12 protein-coding genes and 1 rRNA gene are annotated in these 17,112 nt (G+C 72.0%); 7 read left to right on the top strand and 6 right to left on the bottom strand.

The annotated features are described in order from the left end of the window. The first annotated feature begins 146 nt into the window (after window positions 1-146). Window positions 147-263: ribosomal RNA gene (rrf, locus tag AC0AIB_RS18555) — 5S ribosomal RNA — on the top strand. Between the two features lie 95 nt (window positions 264-358). Here rrf and AC0AIB_RS18550 read toward each other — a convergent pair. Beyond that, window positions 359-1,042 carry a hypothetical protein gene (locus tag AC0AIB_RS18550; protein ID WP_328343748.1) on the bottom strand — a complete coding sequence of 228 codons (684 nt, stop codon included), beginning with the start codon at window positions 1,040-1,042 and terminating at the stop codon, window positions 359-361. A 70-nt stretch (window positions 1,043-1,112) separates the two neighbouring features. Between AC0AIB_RS18550 and AC0AIB_RS18545 the strand changes: the two genes are divergently transcribed. The 3 genes from AC0AIB_RS18545 (at window position 1,113) to AC0AIB_RS18535 (ending at window position 5,469) form a co-directional block, all read left to right on the top strand. Next, window positions 1,113-3,731 (top strand): valine--tRNA ligase, encoded by a 2,619-nt coding sequence (locus tag AC0AIB_RS18545; protein WP_328343749.1) that lies wholly within the window; start codon window positions 1,113-1,115, stop codon window positions 3,729-3,731. A 92-nt stretch (window positions 3,732-3,823) separates the two neighbouring features. Continuing rightward, the gene (locus AC0AIB_RS18540) at window positions 3,824-5,095 is read left to right on the top strand and encodes a bifunctional folylpolyglutamate synthase/dihydrofolate synthase (protein WP_328348687.1); all 1,272 of its coding nucleotides are present in this window, start codon (window positions 3,824-3,826) and stop codon (window positions 5,093-5,095) included. Then, window positions 5,092-5,469: a DUF4233 domain-containing protein gene (locus AC0AIB_RS18535; protein ID WP_328343750.1), complete on the top strand. Its 378-nt coding sequence runs from the start codon at window positions 5,092-5,094 to the stop codon at window positions 5,467-5,469. The genes AC0AIB_RS18540 and AC0AIB_RS18535 overlap by 4 nt, the downstream gene beginning before the upstream one ends. Window positions 5,470-5,475: 6 nt before the next feature. Here AC0AIB_RS18535 and AC0AIB_RS18530 read toward each other — a convergent pair whose 3' ends face one another. Then, complete coding sequence (locus tag AC0AIB_RS18530) at window positions 5,476-6,840, bottom strand: VOC family protein (RefSeq protein ID WP_465097135.1); 1,365 nt, start codon at window positions 6,838-6,840, stop codon at window positions 5,476-5,478. Window positions 6,841-6,981: 141 nt separating this feature from the next. Here AC0AIB_RS18530 and ndk point away from each other — a divergent pair, with 141 nt between their 5' ends. Further along, a complete protein-coding gene (gene ndk / locus AC0AIB_RS18525; RefSeq protein ID WP_328343754.1) occupies window positions 6,982-7,407 on the top strand; it encodes a nucleoside-diphosphate kinase in 426 nt (141 codons plus the stop codon). A 14-nt stretch (window positions 7,408-7,421) separates the two neighbouring features. Here the strand turns inward: ndk and AC0AIB_RS18520 are convergent, their stop codons facing one another. Next, entirely contained in the window at window positions 7,422-9,866 is a 2,445-nt protein-coding gene (locus AC0AIB_RS18520; RefSeq protein WP_442930631.1) for a glycogen debranching N-terminal domain-containing protein, read from the bottom strand. 143 nt (window positions 9,867-10,009) lie between these two features. On the opposite strand from AC0AIB_RS18520, the gene AC0AIB_RS18515 reads away from it, so the two are divergent. Further along, window positions 10,010-10,792 carry an alpha/beta fold hydrolase gene (locus AC0AIB_RS18515; protein WP_465097134.1) on the top strand — a complete coding sequence of 261 codons (783 nt, stop codon included), beginning with the start codon at window positions 10,010-10,012 and terminating at the stop codon, window positions 10,790-10,792. A gap of 67 nt (window positions 10,793-10,859) precedes the next feature. On the opposite strand, the gene AC0AIB_RS18510 is transcribed toward AC0AIB_RS18515, so the two are convergent. Genes AC0AIB_RS18510 through AC0AIB_RS18500 form a run of 3 tightly spaced genes read right to left on the bottom strand, consistent with a single transcriptional unit; the run spans window position 10,860 to window position 13,475 of the window. Then, window positions 10,860-11,648: an ABC transporter permease gene (locus AC0AIB_RS18510; protein ID WP_328343758.1), complete on the bottom strand. Its 789-nt coding sequence runs from the start codon at window positions 11,646-11,648 to the stop codon at window positions 10,860-10,862. Window positions 11,649-11,697: 49 nt separating this feature from the next. Further along, the gene (locus AC0AIB_RS18505) at window positions 11,698-12,468 is read right to left on the bottom strand and encodes an ABC transporter permease (RefSeq protein WP_465097133.1); all 771 of its coding nucleotides are present in this window, start codon (window positions 12,466-12,468) and stop codon (window positions 11,698-11,700) included. Further along, window positions 12,465-13,475, bottom strand: coding sequence for an ABC transporter ATP-binding protein (locus AC0AIB_RS18500; RefSeq protein WP_328343762.1), 1,011 nt, complete (start codon window positions 13,473-13,475; stop codon window positions 12,465-12,467). The genes AC0AIB_RS18505 and AC0AIB_RS18500 overlap by 4 nt, the downstream gene beginning before the upstream one ends. Window positions 13,476-13,839: 364 nt before the next feature. Here AC0AIB_RS18500 and ileS point away from each other — a divergent pair, with 364 nt between their 5' ends. After that, window positions 13,840-16,983, top strand: a complete 3,144-nt coding sequence (ileS, locus tag AC0AIB_RS18495; protein WP_328343763.1) for an isoleucine--tRNA ligase — start codon at window positions 13,840-13,842, stop codon at window positions 16,981-16,983. Window positions 16,984-17,112: the final 129 nt, after the last annotated feature.

Genomic DNA, 17,112 nt, shown 5'->3' with positions numbered 1-17,112 from the left:
CGGTAACGGGTTCAGTTGACCGGTACTAATAGGCCGAGGACTTGACTACGAAGCTGCTACGCGTCCACTGTGCAACTCTGAACAAGCAAACACCCCGACTGGTCACACGACCAGCCCGCGCGTGTGTGTTGATATGTTCATAGAGTTACGGCGGTCATGGCGGAGGGGAAACGCCCGGTCACATTCCGAACCCGGAAGCTAAGCCCTCCAGCGCCGATGGTACTGCACTCGGGAGAGTGTGGGAGAGTAGGACACCGCCGGACAACCATTACGAGTAGGCCCACCCCGTACGGGGTGGGCCTACTCGCATATTACCCGTGCCGTTGCCACCCCCGGTGGGTGAGCGGGAAGAAGGGTCTCAGTTCCGGGTCTGGACGCCGTCGCGGAGTTGACGGAAGAGGCCAGCCGACTCGTCGACGGAACGGTTGGCGAACATACCCATCGCCACACTGCCGTGATCGGCCCACCCGCAGACCGCGAAGTCGCCACCGTCGCCACTGGTCCGGCCGCACTTCATCACGCCGCCGTACCTTCCGGCGGGCACCTCACGCAGGTCGGTCACCCGACCGGTCTCGTCGGCCATCAGACCGAAGAGGCTGTCCAGGTCACGTTCCGGCTGCCAGAGCAGGGTGGTGCCGCCGAAGAACAGCACCGCCCGCTTCTCGTCGGCCGGGTCGCGGTAGACCGTACCGATGCTGCGGTCCAGCTCGATGTCGGCGGCGAAGCCGCTGCGCAGGTAGTCGGCGGTGCTGCGGGCCCGGTCCGAGTCGTCACGGGTGAGACCGGCCACCTGCTCCGGTGTGCCGAGCCGGACGTCCTTCTCCTGGGCGATACGCCAGCCGGCGGTGCCGAGTGCCCCGGCGCCGGCCAGGCCGACGACGAGGGCGACCGTCAGCACGATCCGGCGGCGTCGGGACACCGGGGCCCCGGTCTGCGGACCGTGCTGCGGGTCGTGGTTGCTCAACCGGATGGGTTCGTCGGTCAGTTCGACCGGCTCCGGCCCCTCGATGAGCTGACGCTCGGTGAGATGTGCGTCGGACATGTTCGCCACCGTACGCGAATGACAGGTGGCGCACGTCAGGTCCGCGGAAGCGCTCCGTAGACTTTCGCAGGTGACCGAGAGACTCGATGCCCGACGCCCCGACGCCCCGACCCTAGCCGGCCAGTACCAGCCCGGCGAGGTAGAGCAGCGACGGTACGAGCAGTGGGTAGCCGCCGGCCACTTCCGGGCGTCGGCACAGAGCGACAAGCCGCCCTTCACCATCGTCATCCCCCCGCCGAACGTCACAGGCGTGCTGCACATGGGCCATGCCCTGGACCACACCGTCCAGGACGCCCTGGTGCGCCGCAAGCGGATGCAGGGGTACGAGGCTCTCTGGCTGCCCGGGATGGACCACGCCGGCATCGCCACCCAGAACGTGGTGGAGCGGCAACTCGCCGGTCAGGGGCTGTCCCGGCACGATCTCGGCCGGGAGAAGTTCGTCGAGCGGGTCTGGCAGTGGAAGGCCGAGTCCGGTGGCGCGATCCTCGGCCAGATGCGCCGGCTCGGCGACTCGGTCGACTGGGACCGCGAGCGCTTCACCATGGACGAGGGCCTGTCCCGGGCCGTGCAGACCATGTTCAAGAAGCTCTACGACGACGGGTTGATCTACCGGGCCAACCGGATCATCAACTGGTGTCCGCGCTGCCTGACCGCGCTGTCCGACATCGAGGTGGAGCACACCGACGACGAGGGCGAGCTGGTCTCGATCCGGTACAGCGACGACGTGGTGGTCGCCACCACCCGGGCCGAGACGATGCTGGGCGACACCGCCGTGGCCGTGCACCCCGACGACGAGCGGTACCGGCACCTGATCGGCACCGAGGTCGAGGTGCCGCTGACCGGCCGGCGCATCCCGATCGTCGCCGACGAGCACGTCGACCCGACGTTCGGCACCGGCATGGTCAAGGTGACCCCGGCGCACGACCCGAACGACTTCGAGATCGGCCAGCGGCACGACCTGCCCGCCCTGACGATCATGGACGAGCGGGGCGTCGTCACCGCGCCCGGCCCGTTCCAGGGCCTGGACCGGTACGAGGCCCGCCCGGCGATCGTCGCCGCGCTGCGCGAGCAGGGCCGGATCGTGGCCGAGAAGCGGCCGTACCTGCACGCGGTGGGGCACTGCTCGCGGTGCGGCACCACTGTCGAGCCCCGGCTGTCGTTGCAGTGGTTCGTCGACACCACCCCGCTGGCCAAGGCGGCCGGCGACGCGGTGCGTGACGGCCGGGTGAAGATCGAGCCGGCCGAGCTGGCCAAGCGCTACTTCGCCTGGGTCGACAACATGCACGACTGGTGCATCTCCCGGCAGCTCTGGTGGGGCCACCGGATCCCGGTCTGGTACGGCCCGGCGGGCGAGATCGTCTGCGTCGGCCCGGACGAGACGCCGCCCACCGGCGAGGGCTGGCGGCAGGACGAGGACGTCCTGGACACCTGGTTCTCCAGCGGCCTGTGGCCGTTCTCCACCCTCGGCTGGCCGGAGCAGACCCCGGACCTGGCGAAGTTCTACCCGACCAGCGTGCTGGTCACCGGCTACGACATCCTCTTCTTCTGGGTCGCCCGGATGATGATGTTCGGCCTGTACGCGATGGACGGCCGGCAGCCGTTCGACACGGTCGCCCTGCACGGCATGGTCCGCGACCAGCACGGCAAGAAGATGTCGAAATCGTTCGGCAACGTGGTCGACCCGCTGGACTGGGTCGACAGGTACGGCGCCGACGCCACCCGGTTCACCCTGGCCCGGGGCGCGAACCCGGGCGGGGACGTCCCGGTCAGCGAGGACTGGTGCCAGGGCTCCCGCAACTTCTGCAACAAGCTCTGGAACGCCACCCGGTTCGCCCTGCTCAACGGCGCGCACACCACCGGCCCGCTGCCGGCCGCCGACCAGCTCTCCACCGTCGACCGGTGGATCCTGTCCCGGCTCGCGCACGTCACCGCCGAGGTCGACGAGCAGTTCGAGGCGTACGAGTTCGCGAAGGTGTGTGATCTGCTCTACCACTTCGCCTGGGACGACGTCTGCGACTGGTACGTGGAGCTGGCCAAGCCGGTGCTCGCCGAGGGTGGGCCGGCCGCCGACGCCACCCGCCGGGTCCTCGGGTACGTGCTGGACCAGTTGCTGCGGCTGCTGCACCCGGTGATCCCGTTCGTCACCGAGGAGCTGTGGACCGCGCTCACCGGCGGCGGGACGGTCGTGACGGCGGCCTGGCCGGTCGCCGACCGTACGCTTGTGGACGACGCCGCGGAGCGTGAGGTCGGCACCGTCCAGGGGGTGGTGACCGAGATCCGGCGGTTCCGCTCCGACCAGGGGCTGCGGCCGACCCAGCGGGTGGCCGCCCGGCTGGACGGGCTCGCCGGGGCGGGGATCTCGGCGCACGAGCCGCTTGTCCGATCCCTGGTCCGACTGGACGCCCCGGCCGACGACTTCCAGGCCAGCGCCACCCTCGCCATGCCCGGTGAGGTAAGCGTGGCGCTCGACACCCGGGGGTCGATCGACGTGGCCGCCGAGCGGGCCCGGCTCACCAAGGACCGGGCGACCGCCGAGAAGGAGGTCGCGCAGGCCCGCGCGAAGCTCGACAACCCGGCGTTCGTCGGGAAGGCGCCCGAGCCGGTGGTCGCCAAGATCCGTGACCGGCTGGCGGTGGCCGAGGCCGACCTGATCCGCATCGACGCCGCTCTGGAGGCGCTTCCCTCGTGACCGACCGTACCGACCAGACCAGCCGGCCCGGGGCCGGGCGGGGCGAGTTCGCCGCCGTCGACGCCGAGCTGGCCGCACGCGGGTTCACCCGGATGCACTTCGAGCTGGACCGCATCGAGATGCTGCTCGACCTGCTGGGCAGCCCGCAGCGGGCGTACCCGTCGATCCATCTCACCGGGACCAACGGCAAGACGTCCACGGCCCGAATGATCGACTCGCTGCTGCGGGCCTTCGGCCTGCACACCGGCCGCTACACCAGCCCACACCTGGAGACCGTCCGGGAGCGGATCAGCCTGGACGGGGAACCGGTCGGCGAGGAACGCTTCGTCGCCACGTACCGCGAGGTGAAGCCGCTGGCCGACCTGGTCGACCAGCGGTCCGCCGAGCCGCTCACCTACTTCGACCTGACCACGGCGCTGGCCTTCGCCACGTTCGCCGACGCGCCTGTCGACGTGGCCGTGGTGGAGGTGGGGCTGGGCGGTGCCGAGGACGCCACCAACGTGCTCCAGGCCGGGGTGGCGGTGCTCACCCCGATCGGGTTGGACCACACCGAGTGGCTCGGCGACACCCTGGAGGACATCGCCCTGCACAAGGCCGGCATCATCCACCCCGGCGCGACGGTGATCGCCGCCGCGCAGGAGGAGGAGGCGGCCCGGCCGATCCTGGAGCGGTGCGCCGAGGTCGGCGCCACCGTCGCCCGGGAGGGCGCGGAGTTCGGGGTGCTGCGCCGGGCGGTCGCCGTCGGCGGCCAGGTGCTGACCATCCAGGGCCTCGGCGGCGTGTACGAGGAGGTGTTCGTGCCGCTGCACGGCGCGCACCAGGCGCAGAACGCGGCGGTGGCGCTGGCCGCCGTCGAGGCGTTCCTCGGGGCCGGGGCGAAGCGGCAGCTCGACATCGACGCCGTGCGGGAGGGCTTCGCCTCGACCAGTTCCCCGGGGCGGCTGGAGAAGGTCCGCAACGCCCCGACGGTGCTGCTGGACGGGGCGCACAACCCGCACGGGATGGCCGCCACGGTCACCGCGCTCCAGGAGGAGTTCGCGTTCAGCAAGCTGGTCGGGGTGCTCGCCGTGCTCGGCGACAAGGACGCCGCCGGTCTGCTGGAGCTGCTGGAGCCGGTGCTCGACTCGCTGGTCGTCACCCGCGCCAGCTCGCCCCGGGCGATGCCCGTCGACGAGCTGGCCGAGCTGGCCCGGGAGGTCTTCGGACCGGACCGGGTCCAGGTCGCCGCCGACATGCCGGACGCCATCGAGGCGGCCGTCGCCGAGGCCGAGTACGACGTCCCGGGGGAGTTGTCCGGGGTGGGGGTGCTGGTCACCGGGTCGGTGGTGACGGTGGCCGACGCCCGACGGCTGCTGAAGCGATGACCGGGCCGGTCCCGGACCGCCCGGACCCGGCCACCCGGGGTTCCGGGCTGCGCAACCCCGAGGCGGCCGTCCGGGGCCTCGGTGCCGGGACGCTCGGGTTGGAGGCGCTGGTCCTGCTGCTCGCCATCCAGCCGATCCGGGTGGTCGGTGGGCACTTCGGCGGAGCGGCGATCGCGGCCACCGTGACGCTGGCCGTGGCGGCGGTGGTGCTGGCCGGCCTGATGCGCCGCCGGTGGGCCTGGTCGGCGGGCACCGTGCTCCAGGGGCTGCTGCTGCTCGCCGGCCTGCTGCACTGGTCGCTGTTCGGGCTCGGGGTCATCTTCGCCCTGGTGTGGGCGTACGCGCTGCACGTGCGGCGGGTCATCCTCGGCTGAGCGGGGTCAGGCGTCGGCGCGTTCCCGCCACTGGGTAAGTGCGATGCCGTGCCCGTCCGGGTCACGGAAGGCGGCGGCCCACACCTCCACCCTGGTGCCCCGGTTGACCACCCGGGGCGCGTAGGTGAACCGAAGGCCGGTGTCCTTGAGCCGCCGGTAGGCCGCCTCGATGTCGTCCACCTCCAGGTTGACGTGGACCAGCCGGCGGCTCATCGGGGCCGCCCCGGTCACCTCGCGCAGCACCAGCCGGGTCGCCCCGGAGGCGAGCACCGCGTTGCCGGTGCCCCTGTCGAACTCCTCGAAGCCGAGCTTGTCACGGTAGAACTCCAGGGACCGGGACAGGTCGGTGACCAGCAGGGTCAGCCCGACGCCGCTGATCGGGGCGGCCAGGTCGTCCTGGTCCTCCGGCGCGGTGGTCGGGTCGTACCCGAAGATCGCCTCGTCCAGCTCCGGGTCGAGCCGGCCCTCGGTGGTGGGGGGAGCGTCCAGCGGGACGTCGACCGGGTCGAGGATCGGCTCGTCGAACCGTTCCTCGGCGGGTGGGCGGGGGGTGGGCGCGGCGGTGACCGTGGCCCGACGGGGCAGTCCACCGGCGGTCGGCTGCTCGACCACGGTGCCCTCCAGCACCACCGGGCGGCCGGGCCGCTGGTGTACCACAAGCGGCTTCCGCTCGTCGGTCAGCACCTCGACGTCGTCGCGCAGTGGCTCGGCCCGTGCCGGCTCGGGATGGGGCGACTCCGGCCGCCGGGGGTCGTCGGGCAGCGGGTCGGTGGGCGGCGGATCGCGCAGCTCGTCCCGGAACTCGTCCCGGAACTCGTCGCGGAACTCGTCGTCGGCCGTCCGGCCCGCCCACGGCGGGGCCTCCTGCTGGATCAGCAGGTCGTCGAGGGGCTCGGCCCCACCGTACTCGGGTGGCAGGTCGGCCATGCTCGTGGCGGACTCGGTGTGGGTCGGCACCTCGTCCCAGAGGACCCGGACGTGCCGCTGGTCGTCCAGGGCCACCCGGATCGGCAGGGTCTGCCCCAGCGACGGCCACTTCGCCACCGGCACCCGGGGCTCGATGATCTTCTTGGACCGGGGCGGCAGACCCGGCGCGTCGATCACCAGTTGCAGCTCGCAGCGGCCGAAGGCGTACTGGGTGGGTGGCTCGGAGGCGCTGTGCACGTGGCCGACGCCGACCACCCAGGTGCGCCCGCCGCCGCGCACGGTGGCCAGGGCGATGGCGAGCACCACCAGGGCCACGCCCAGCGCGACGATGGCCCAGCTGGTCATGCCCAGCCCGAACAGGACGACGAAGGTGGCCACGGTGCCGAGCACCGCGGCGATCAGCTTGCGTACCGGCGCGATGGTGCGGTTCCCGCCATTCGCCACAGTGGACCTCCCAGGGGTCAGAGCCAGGCTAGGCCGGACGGCGACCGAGGGAAAGAGCAGCCGCCGCGCCGGTGCCGGTACCGGGTCGCTAGGCTGACCGTACCCAGCCGAACCGCCTTGTGCGCACAGGAGGAACCCAGCGTGTCCAGCAGCAGCCCGGATGAGCGCACTCTCGTACTGATCAAGCCGGACGCGGTGCGCCGTGGCCTGGTCGGCGAGATCATCTCCCGCTTCGAGCGCAAGGGCCTGCGGATCGACGCGCTGGAGACCCGGACGCTGGACGGCGGGTTCGCCGACCAGCACTACGCCGAGCACGTGGACAAGCCGTTCTACCCGCCGCTGAAGACGTTCATGACGAGCGGGCCGCTGGTGTCGCTGGTGCTCTCCGGCGACCAGGTGATCGAGGTGGTCCGCGCGATGATCGGTAGCACCGACGGCCGTAAGGCCGCCGCCGGCACGATCCGGGGCGACCTGTCGCTGTCCAACCGGGAGAACCTGGTGCACGCCTCGGACTCCACCGACAGCGCCAAGCGCGAGATCGCCCTCTGGTTCCCCACCCTGGACTGACTCCGCCGGAGGCGCTACCGGGTGGGGCGGTCGCGGAAGGGGCGGCCCCGGCCGAGGGCGTCGGCGTACCCCCAGCGGCCCCTGATGTCGAGCAGTTCGATCTGCCCCAGCTCCTCCGGCACCGCGGCGTCGACGGCGAGATGGTCCTCGTACGGTTCGAGGCCGAGCAGCGTACGGAGCAGCATCAGGGGCGCTCCGGCCGACGGCGCGTACGGGCTGTCGGTGAAGCCGTGCGGGACGGGGACGTGGGTGATGGCCCGGTCGTAGCCGGTGAGGTACGCCGGCAGCCGGCCCTGGAAGTGCCGGGCGGCGTCGAGCAGCCCGGTGGCGACCCGGGCGGCATGGGTCCGGAAACCGGCCCGGCGCAGCCCCCAGGCGATAAGCGAGTTCTCCCAGGGCCAGATCGCGCCGGTGTGGTGGCCGAGCGGGTTGTACTCGGCCGCCGTGCTGGCCAGGGTGCGGATGCCCCAGCCGGAGTACAGCGCCGGTGAGAACAGGTGCGCCACCATCTGTTCGGCGCGGTGGGGGGCGACTATGCCGGTGCAGAACAACTGTCCGATGTTGGACGTCAGCGAGTCCAGTGGGGTGCCGTCGAGCTGCACCGCCACCGCGTAGTGGCCGCGTTCGGGCAGCCAGAAATCCCTGTCGAACCGCTCCCGCAGCCCGGCGGCGTCGCGTTCCAGCCGGTCGGCCCAGGCCGGATCGGCCCAGAAGCGGCGGGCCATCCGGGCGGCCCGTCGGCGGGCTTCGTAGGCGTATCCCTGGATCTCGCAGATCGCCAGCGGGAAGGTGGGCGAACGGCCGTCGTGGAAGCAGACCGCGTCGGCGGAGTTGCGCCAGCTCTCGTTCTGCAGCCCGGTCCGGGTCGGGTGGCGGGTGGACCAGACGTAGCCGGTGCCGGTCGGGTCGGCGTCGGAGCCGAGCCAGCCGATGGCAGCCCGGACCTCGAACTCGAACCGGCGTACCAGTTCCTCGTCGCCGGTCCAGCGTTCGTACTCGTCGAGCAGGATGACGAAGAGGGCGGTGGTGTCGGCCGCGGTGAAGCTGGCGGCCTCCGGGGTGTCGTTGAACGCGCCGGAGTCGCCGTACCGGCTCTCCTGGACGATCTTGCCGGGTTGTTCGCCCCGGAACGGGTCCTGCCGGACGCCCTGGCTCAGCGCCAGGATGCGCAGCGTGTTGACCGCCCGGTCGGGCATGAAGGGCAGCGCCTGGAAGCTGCTGACCAGGCTCTCCCGGCCGAGTAGGGCCATCGACCAGGGCAGCCCGGTGGCGGGCAGGGCGGCCTGGAAGTTCAGCCCGGGGTAGTGCAACGCGGCCAGGTCCCGGATGCCGTACTCGTACGCCTGCTGTAACGGTTTGTGGTCGGCGCGCAGCCGGGGCACCCCGGCGGTCCGGGCGGCGATGTCCCGGCCCCGCCGGTGGTGGCTGCGGCCAGCCGAGCTGGTCAACCGTTCCCGCAGGTCGCGGCGGTGCAGGTCGCGCAGGAGGGCGAGCACCCGCAGCCGGGTGGACCAGGTGCCGTGCGACGCCACGGTGAACGTCCAGGTCAGCCCGTGCTCGTCGAACTCGGCAGGTGTGCTGGAGGTGATCACCGTCTCGCGGTGCAGGCTGCTCCGCTTGTAGTGCAGCCGGAGCGCGTTCTCGGCGATGGTGGCCGTCACCGGCCGGGCCCGGCGGAAGCCGTCGCGGACCTCCAGTACCTCGGCGAAGTCCGCTCCCGCGTCGAGCCGGACGACGTACCGCACCGGCTCCGGCGCGTAGTTGAACAGGGTGATCTCCTCTTCGAACTCCGGCCCCACCCAGCGGTGGCGCAGCACGGAGGTGGTGGCGTTGACGTAGTGGGTGGGTTCCCCGGGGACCAGCCCGAACTTGGCCTCGTAGGTGGCGACGTCGTCGACGGAGAGCACCGAGAGGGATTCGGAGTTGACGGTCAGCCGCCAGGTCGACAGGAACCGGGTGTCGAAGGAGAAGAGCCCGAGCGGGGTGGTCGGCGCCGCCGACACGTCCCCGTTCTGGGCGCTGATCATGAATATGTTGCCGGCGAATACGCTTGTGACCTCGTCCAGTCCGATGAAGCTGGGGGTGGTGTCCCGGACCAGTTCGGGGGCCGGTTCGGTGCCGGCGCTGTCGGCGGGCACCGGCAGCAGCCGCCGGAAGGTGAACAGCAGGGCCAGGTCGCCGGCGACCGAGACGTCGCCGCGTAGCAGCATCGCCACCGTGTTGTCCCGGCCGGCCAGCAGCCGGACGAACGCCTCCGGCCGGATCTCCACCGTGCAGTCGGGGTGGTCCCCGGTCCGGGTGACCCGGGCCCGCCCGTCGGCGAACCGGACGAACCAGGTGGCGGTCTCCCCGTCGTCGGCGACGACGTCGAAGCGGAGCAGTCCGGTGGGTGCGGTGGGCAACCGCCCCGGACGGTCCGCAGTGAGGCCGACGAAGAACTCCTCGATCCGCCCGTCCACCGTCGGCTCCCGTCCCCCTGCTGGCCGTACCCACGAAAAGGTCCAGGCGTGCCAAAAGGAACAATACGCCGCGTCGAAACCGGGTGGGCGCGCTTAAGTGGAAGAACGCCATTACGCTGCGCACACGCCGGGGAGGTTCGACGATGGACGGGCAGACGGCCGCCGGGATGCGGTACCGGACGTACGGGCAGGGTCGGCGCGGCACCTTTCTGCTGGTGCACGGCTGGTGCTGCGACCACGAGTTCATGGCGCCGCCGGCCCGGCACCTGGCCGCCCGGCAGGCCCGGGTGATCGCCGTGGACATGCCCGGTCACGGGGCCAGTCCACCCCCGGCCGACGGCTACGGGGTCGCCGAGATGGCGGGTCACCTGCGGTCCTTCGCCGCCGCCCTCGACCTGCGTCGGGTCTTCGTGCTCGGGCACAGCCTGGGCGGGGTGTGGTCGCTGGTGGCCGCCGCCGGTGACCGGGACCGGTTCACCGGGCTGGGGCTGCTCGACTCCGCGGTGGCCGGGCCGCCCGGTGCCGCCGCCGCGATCGCCCAGGTCGCCGCCTCGCTGCGGGACGACACCTCGGGTGCGGTCCGGGAGTCGATCGTCAGGTCGTACTTCCCGCCGTACTCCGACCCGCGGCTGGTGGAGCGGGTGGTGGCGGCGACGGCCCGACCGTCCACCGAGGTGGCGTACGCGCCGATCGCCGGGCTGGCCGAGTGGACCGCCGCCGAGGGGGACGTGGCCGCCCTGCGTCGCTGGGACCGCCGGCTGCTCTTCGTGGGCAGCAACGCCCCGTTCGCCGACTACGCCCGGCTGGCCCAGCTCGCGCCGCAGGCGGTCATCGGGCAGACCGTCGGCTCCGGGCACTTCGTCCAGCTCCAGGTGCCGACCCAGGTCGACGCGATGCTCGACCGCTACCTGGAGATCACCGACTGACCCGGGTGGTGGGCCGGCGGACGCGACGACCGCGCGGTCCCCGACAGCCGCGGGGGAGGGGACGCCGTCAGAGGGTGTCCAGCGAGGCGCGGCGACGGGACTCCGCCTCGAACACCTTGAGCAACCCGGCCGCCAGCACGGCGTAGCCGACCCCGACGGCCAGTTCGACGCCGATCGCCGGCAGGGCGTCGCCCAGGGTGGCCCCGCCGGCCAGCCGCCGGGCCGCCTCGGCGGCGTGGGTCACCGGCAGCACGCCGCCGACCGCGCGGATGCCGGCCGGCAGACCCTCGGCCGGCACGTTCACCCCGGTGAACAGCAACAGCAGCGCCGCCGCCACGTTCGAGATCAGGAAGACGTCCCGGAAGCGCAGCCCCAGCGCCCCCAGGGTCAGCCCGAAGAAGCCGCAGGTCAGCGAAGCCGAAGCCAGGGCCAGCAGCAGACCGGGCAGGGCGGTGACCGGAATCCGTAGGCCGAGCAGGAACGCGGCCACGGTGAGCGTGCTCGCCGCGATCAGCAGGCCGTTGCCGGCGTACGGCAGCACCCGGCCGAGGAAGATCGCGGTGCGGCTGCGCGGGGAGAGCAGCACGTGCCCGAGGGTGCCGAAGCGTCGCTCGTTGGCCACCGCCATGGTGCCGCCGTAGACGCAGGCCAACGAGGTGCTGAGCACCGCGTTGCCGACGATGTAGAACCTGTCGTCGGCTACCCCGAGCTCCCGCCCCAGGTAGGCGAAGAAGAAGAGCTGGAACAGCGGGCCCACCAGCAGGGTACCCACGAAGATCGACGGGGTGGTCCAGTTGAACAGGGCCCGGTAGGCGATCACCCCACCCACGCCCACCAGCCGCAACAGTGCGCTCATCGGTGACCTCCACCGAGTGGCCGGGACAGTGCGCTCATCGGTGACCCCCTCAGGCCAGGGCCAGGGTCGCGGCGACCCGGGCCCGGCGCTCGACGTACGTCATCAGCAGCCAGCCGGCGGCCAGGCAGGCCAGGCTGATCGCCAGGCAGATGCCCAGCGCCGGCCAGACCGACCCACCGACGGCGGCCTCGTGCACCGCGCGGGCACCCCAGGTGGTCGGCAGCACCGCGGCGACCGGCCCGGTCCAGCCGGGCAGCGCGGTGACCGGCACGAGCATCCCGGAGACCAGCCAGATCGGGTACTCCAGCATGTTCGCCAGGGCGTTCGCGTGCCGCAGCAGCACGAAGCTGGACGCCAGCAGCAGACCGAACATGCCCAACCCGGCGATGCAGCCGACCACGGCGACCGGGAAGGCCAGCGGGTGGGCGAAGTCGAGCGGGATGCCGTAGAGCAACCGTCCCCAGGCCAGGGTGGCGAGCATCGCGTACGTGCCGGTGACGCCGGTGGCCAGGGTGATCGGCAGCAGCACCAGCGCCGGCGGTCGGGGCGCCAACATGATCATTTCCAGGGTGCCCTGCCAACGCTGGCTCTGGATCGCCCCGCCGGAACCGAACAGCACAGTCGACCAGACCCCCATCAGGCCCGCGCCCACCGCCGCCTCGAGCAACCGGTCCGGCTCACCGCCGGCCCGGAACAGGTAGACCGCCAGGGTCGCCTGCACCACCGGGACGAGCAGCGCGATGGCGATCTCGAACGGGGAGCGGCTGAGCTGCTTGACGTGCAGCAGCGCGCCGACCGCGATCATCCGTGCGGTGCTCACGCCGGCACCGGATCGGCCACCGACGTCGGCTGCGCCGCCCGGTTGACGATCGCCACGTACGCGTCCTCCAGGGTGGGTTGCCGGGCGGTGACCCGGCCCAGCCGTACCCCGCTCAGCTCGCGCAGCACGTCGGCCTGCACGTCCACCCCCGCGTCGGACTGCACCCCGAGCACCTGCGCCGCCCCGTGCACCGCCAGGCTCACCTCGCGTACGCCGGGCCGGGCCCGGATCGCGGCCACCTGCTCGTCGGTGACCCCGTAGGCCTCGACCTCCAGCACCCGCCGGCCGTCGGCGTGGTGACGCAGCTCGGCGGGGGTGCCCAGGGCCTGGATCCGGCCGCCCGCGATCACCGCCATCCGGCCGCACAACTCGTCGGCCTCGGCCATGTAGTGCGTGGTCAGCAGCACCGTCGTGCCGGTGGCGGCCAGCTCGGCGACGGTCTGCCGCAGCTCCCGGGCGGCCACCGGGTCGACCCCGATCGACGGCTCGTCGAGGAAGAGCACCCGGGGCCGGTGCAGCAGCCCCCGGGCGATGTGCAGCCGCTGCCGCATGCCCCGGGAGTAACCCTCGACCCGGTCGTCCTCCCGGCCGGTCAGCCGGACCAGCGCGAACAGCTCGGCGATCCGGCGCTTCTGCTCCCGACCCGGTACGCCGTACAGCTCGGCGAAGTAGCGCAGGTTGTCCCGGGCGGAGAGCCGGTCGTACAGGCCCCGGTCGCCGCCGAAGACGTAACCGATCCGCCGGCGTACCTCCCGGGTCTGCCGGACTACGTCGAAGCCGCAGATCCGGGCCTCGCCCGCGGTCGGGATCAGCAGGGTGTTGAGCAGCTTGATGGTGGTGGTCTTGCCGGCGCCGTTCGGGCCGAGCAGGCCGAACAGCTCACCGTGGCCCACCGTGAGGTCGACCCCGGCGACGGCGTGCACCTCCCGGCGCTGTGGTCGTAACCAGCCGGTCCTGGTGCGGTAGCTGCGGTGCAGTCCCACCGCCTCGATCGCGTGCCCACCCATGGCCGTGAATCTATGGGTTGCCCGGGGACGCCCGCACGCCCATTACCCGCCGACCGGCACCGCCCCCGGCCCTCGCCCCGGCCGGTTACTCGGCGGCGGACGCCCCGGTCGGTCGAGTATCCTTGCCGGTACAGGCGACGACCCGGCCATCACCGGCGAGCCTCCGGAAGAAACGGTGGCGACACCGGAGTAGAACCGGACGGGGCGGCCCGTCACAGCCGACCGACGAGCGGGTGGTCGATTCCTGACCGCCAAGCGGGGTGGTACCGCGGGCCCGGCCCGGGGCGTCGACGACGGCGTACCGGCGAAGGCTCGTCCTCGCAGACCACGAGATCAGTGAGCTGCCAGAGGAGAGCGACCCCCGATGGGCTATCCGTTGCACGACCCGGCCGCCGGCGTCCCGGCGAGCCCGGACCTGCCCGCGGTCGAACGCCGCGTCCTGGAGCACTGGACCGCCGACCGGACCTTCGAGGCCTCGGTGGCGGCCCGGCCGGCCGGCGACGACGGCAAGAACGAGTACGTCTTCTACGACGGCCCGCCGTTCGCCAACGGCCTGCCGCACTACGGCCACCTGTTCACCGGGTACGTCAAGGACGTGGTGCCGCGTTACCAGACCATGCGCGGCCGGCACGTCGAGCGGCGTTTCGGCTGGGACTGCCACGGCCTGCCCGCCGAGGTGGTGGCCGAGAAGCAGCTCGGCATCACCAGCAAGGCGGAGATCCTCGACCTCGGGGTGGCCCGGTTCAACGAGGCGTGCCGCTCCTCGGTGCTGGAGTTCACCCAGGACTGGGAGCGGTACGTCACCCGGCAGGCCCGCTGGGTCGACTTCACCGACGACTACAAGACCCTCGACCTGGACTACATGGAAAGCGTCATGTGGGCCTTCAAGACCCTGCACGACAAGGGCCTGGTCTACGAGGGCTTCCGGGTGCTGGCGTACTGCTGGCGGTGCGAGACGCCGCTGTCGAACACCGAGACCCGGATGGACGACGTCTACCGTGACCGGCACGACCCCACGCTGACCGTGTGGTTCGAGCTGACCCCGGACGAGCGTGCCCCGGAGCTGGTCCGCGGGCCGGTCAAGCTCGGCGTCTGGACGACCACGCCGTGGACCCTGCCGTCCAACCTCGCGCTCGCCGTCGGCCCGGACATCCGGTACGCGGTGCTGGAGCGCGACGGCCAGCGGTACGTGGTCGGGGAGTCCCGGCTCGGGGCGTACGCCAAGGAGTTGGAGGGGTACGAGCAGGTCGGCTGGGTGACCGGCGAGGCTCTGGCCGGACGCCGCTACACCCCGCTGTTCGACTTCCTGGTCGAGCGGGCCGGGGAGAACGCCTACCAGGTGCTCGGCGCGGAGTTCGTCACCACCGAGGACGGCACCGGGATCGTGCACCTCGCCCCGGCCTTCGGTGAGGACGACCAGAACGTCTGCAACGCCGCCGGCATCCCCACCATCGTCACGGTCGACGACCACACCCGGTTCACCGCGCTGGTCCCGCCGTACCAGGGTGAGCAGGTCTTCGACGTCAACAAGCCGGTGATCCGGGAGCTCAAGGAGCGGGGGGTGGTGCTGCGGCAGGACACCTACACCCACTCGTACCCGCACTGCTGGCGCTGCGACACCCCGCTGGTCTACAAGGCGGTGTCGTCGTGGTTCGTCGCGGTGACGCGGTTCCGGGACCGGATGGTCGAGCTGAACCAGCAGATCAACTGGACGCCCGGCCACATCAAGGACGGTTCGTTCGGCAAGTGGCTGGCCAACGCCCGGGACTGGTCGATCAGCCGCAACCGGTTCTGGGGCTCACCCATCCCGGCCTGGAAGTCCGACGACCCGAACTACCCCCGGCTGGACGTCTACGGCTCGCTGGACGAGATCGAACGGGACTTCGGCGTACGCCTGACCGACCTGCACCGGCCGGCGGTGGACGACCTGGTCCGCCCCAACCCGGACGACCCGACCGGGCGCTCGATGATGCGTCGGGTGCCGGAGGTGCTGGACTGCTGGTTCGAGTCCGGCTCGATGCCCTTCGCCCAGGTGCACTACCCGTTCGAGAACGCGGACTGGTTCGAGCACCACTACCCGGGTGACTTCATCGTCGAGTACATCGGGCAGACCCGGGGCTGGTTCTACACCATGCACGTGCTGGCCACCGCGCTGTTCGACAGGCCGGCGTTCCGCAACTGCCTGAGTCACGGCATCCTGCTCGGCTCGGACGGGCGCAAGATGTCCAAGAGCCTGCGCAACTACCCGGACGTCTACCACGTCTTCGACGCGTACGGCTCGGACGCGATGCGCTGGATGCTGATGTCCTCGCCGGTGCTGCGGGGCGGGGACATGCCGGTCACCGAGCCGGCGATCCGCGACGCCGTCCGGCAGGTGCTGCTGCCGCTGTGGAACGTCTGGTACTTCTTCTCGCTCTACGCCAACGCCGCCGGGCACACCGCCCGTCGCCGGACCGACTCGACGCACCTGCTCGACCGGTACGTGCTGGCCAAGACCCGGGAACTTGTGGAGACCGTCGGCGCGCAGATGGACGCGTACGACATCTCCGGGGCCTGCGCCACAGTCCGGTCCTACCTCGACGCGCTGACCAACTGGTATGTGCGGCGGTCCCGGGACCGGTTCTGGTCGGGTGACGCCGACGCGTTCGACACCCTGTGGACGGTGCTGGAGACGCTCTGCCGGGTGGTCGCGCCGCTGGCCCCGCTGACCGCCGAGGAGATCTGGCGCGGGCTGACCGGCGAGCGGTCGGTGCACCTGACCGACTGGCCGTCGGCGCAGGACCTCCCCGCCGACCACGACCTGGTCGCGGCGATGGACGCCACCCGGGACGTCTGCTCGGCGGCGCTGTCGCTGCGCAAGGCCAAGGGGCTGCGGGTCCGGCTGCCGCTGCCCAGGCTGACCGTGGCCTCCCCGGTCGCCGACCAGCTGCGGCCCTTCGCCGACCTGGTCGCCGACGAGGTAAACGTCAAGGCGGTGGAGTTCTCCGCGCAGGTCGCCGACTACTGCCAGCAGGTGCTGACCGTGGTGCCCCGGGCGCTCGGCCCCCGGGTCGGCAAGCAGGTGCAGCAGGTGATCAGGGCGGTCAAGGCGGGGGAGTGGGAGCTTCACGACGGCGCTCCCGTCGCCGCCGGGGTCACCCTCGCCGAGGGCGAGTACGAGCTGCGCCTGGTCGCCGCCGACGCCGCGCACTCCGCCCCGCTGCCCGGCGGTGAGGGGGTGGTGGTGCTCGACACCGCTGTCACCCCGGAGTTGGCCGCCGAGGGGCTGGCCCGGGACGTGGTCCGGGTGGTGCAGCAGGCCCGCCGGGACGCCGACCTGGACATCTCCGACCGGATCGTGCTGTCGGTGTCGGCCTCCGAGGAGGTCCGGGCGGCGGTGTCGGCGTACACCGGGTTCGTCGCCCGGGAGGTGCTGGCCGACACGGTGGACTTCGCCGACGGCCTGGCCGGGTTCACCGGTGAGGTCGGCGACGGCGAGCCGGTGACGGTGACCGTCCGACCGGTGTGAGCGGTGTGGGAGGGGCCCCTGCCGTCGCCTGCGCGGCGGTCGGGGCCCGTCCCCGCGCCCGCCCATCCAGTGGGCGGACGCGCGTGCACCCGTTGGGTCGTGCGGGCGTCCGTCCGCTACCGTGACACC

This window comes from Micromonospora sp. DSM 43699 (genome assembly GCF_055517075.1).
The sequence above is the reverse complement of the archived record's forward strand: the minus strand, read 5'-3'. Positions and strand labels throughout refer to the sequence as shown.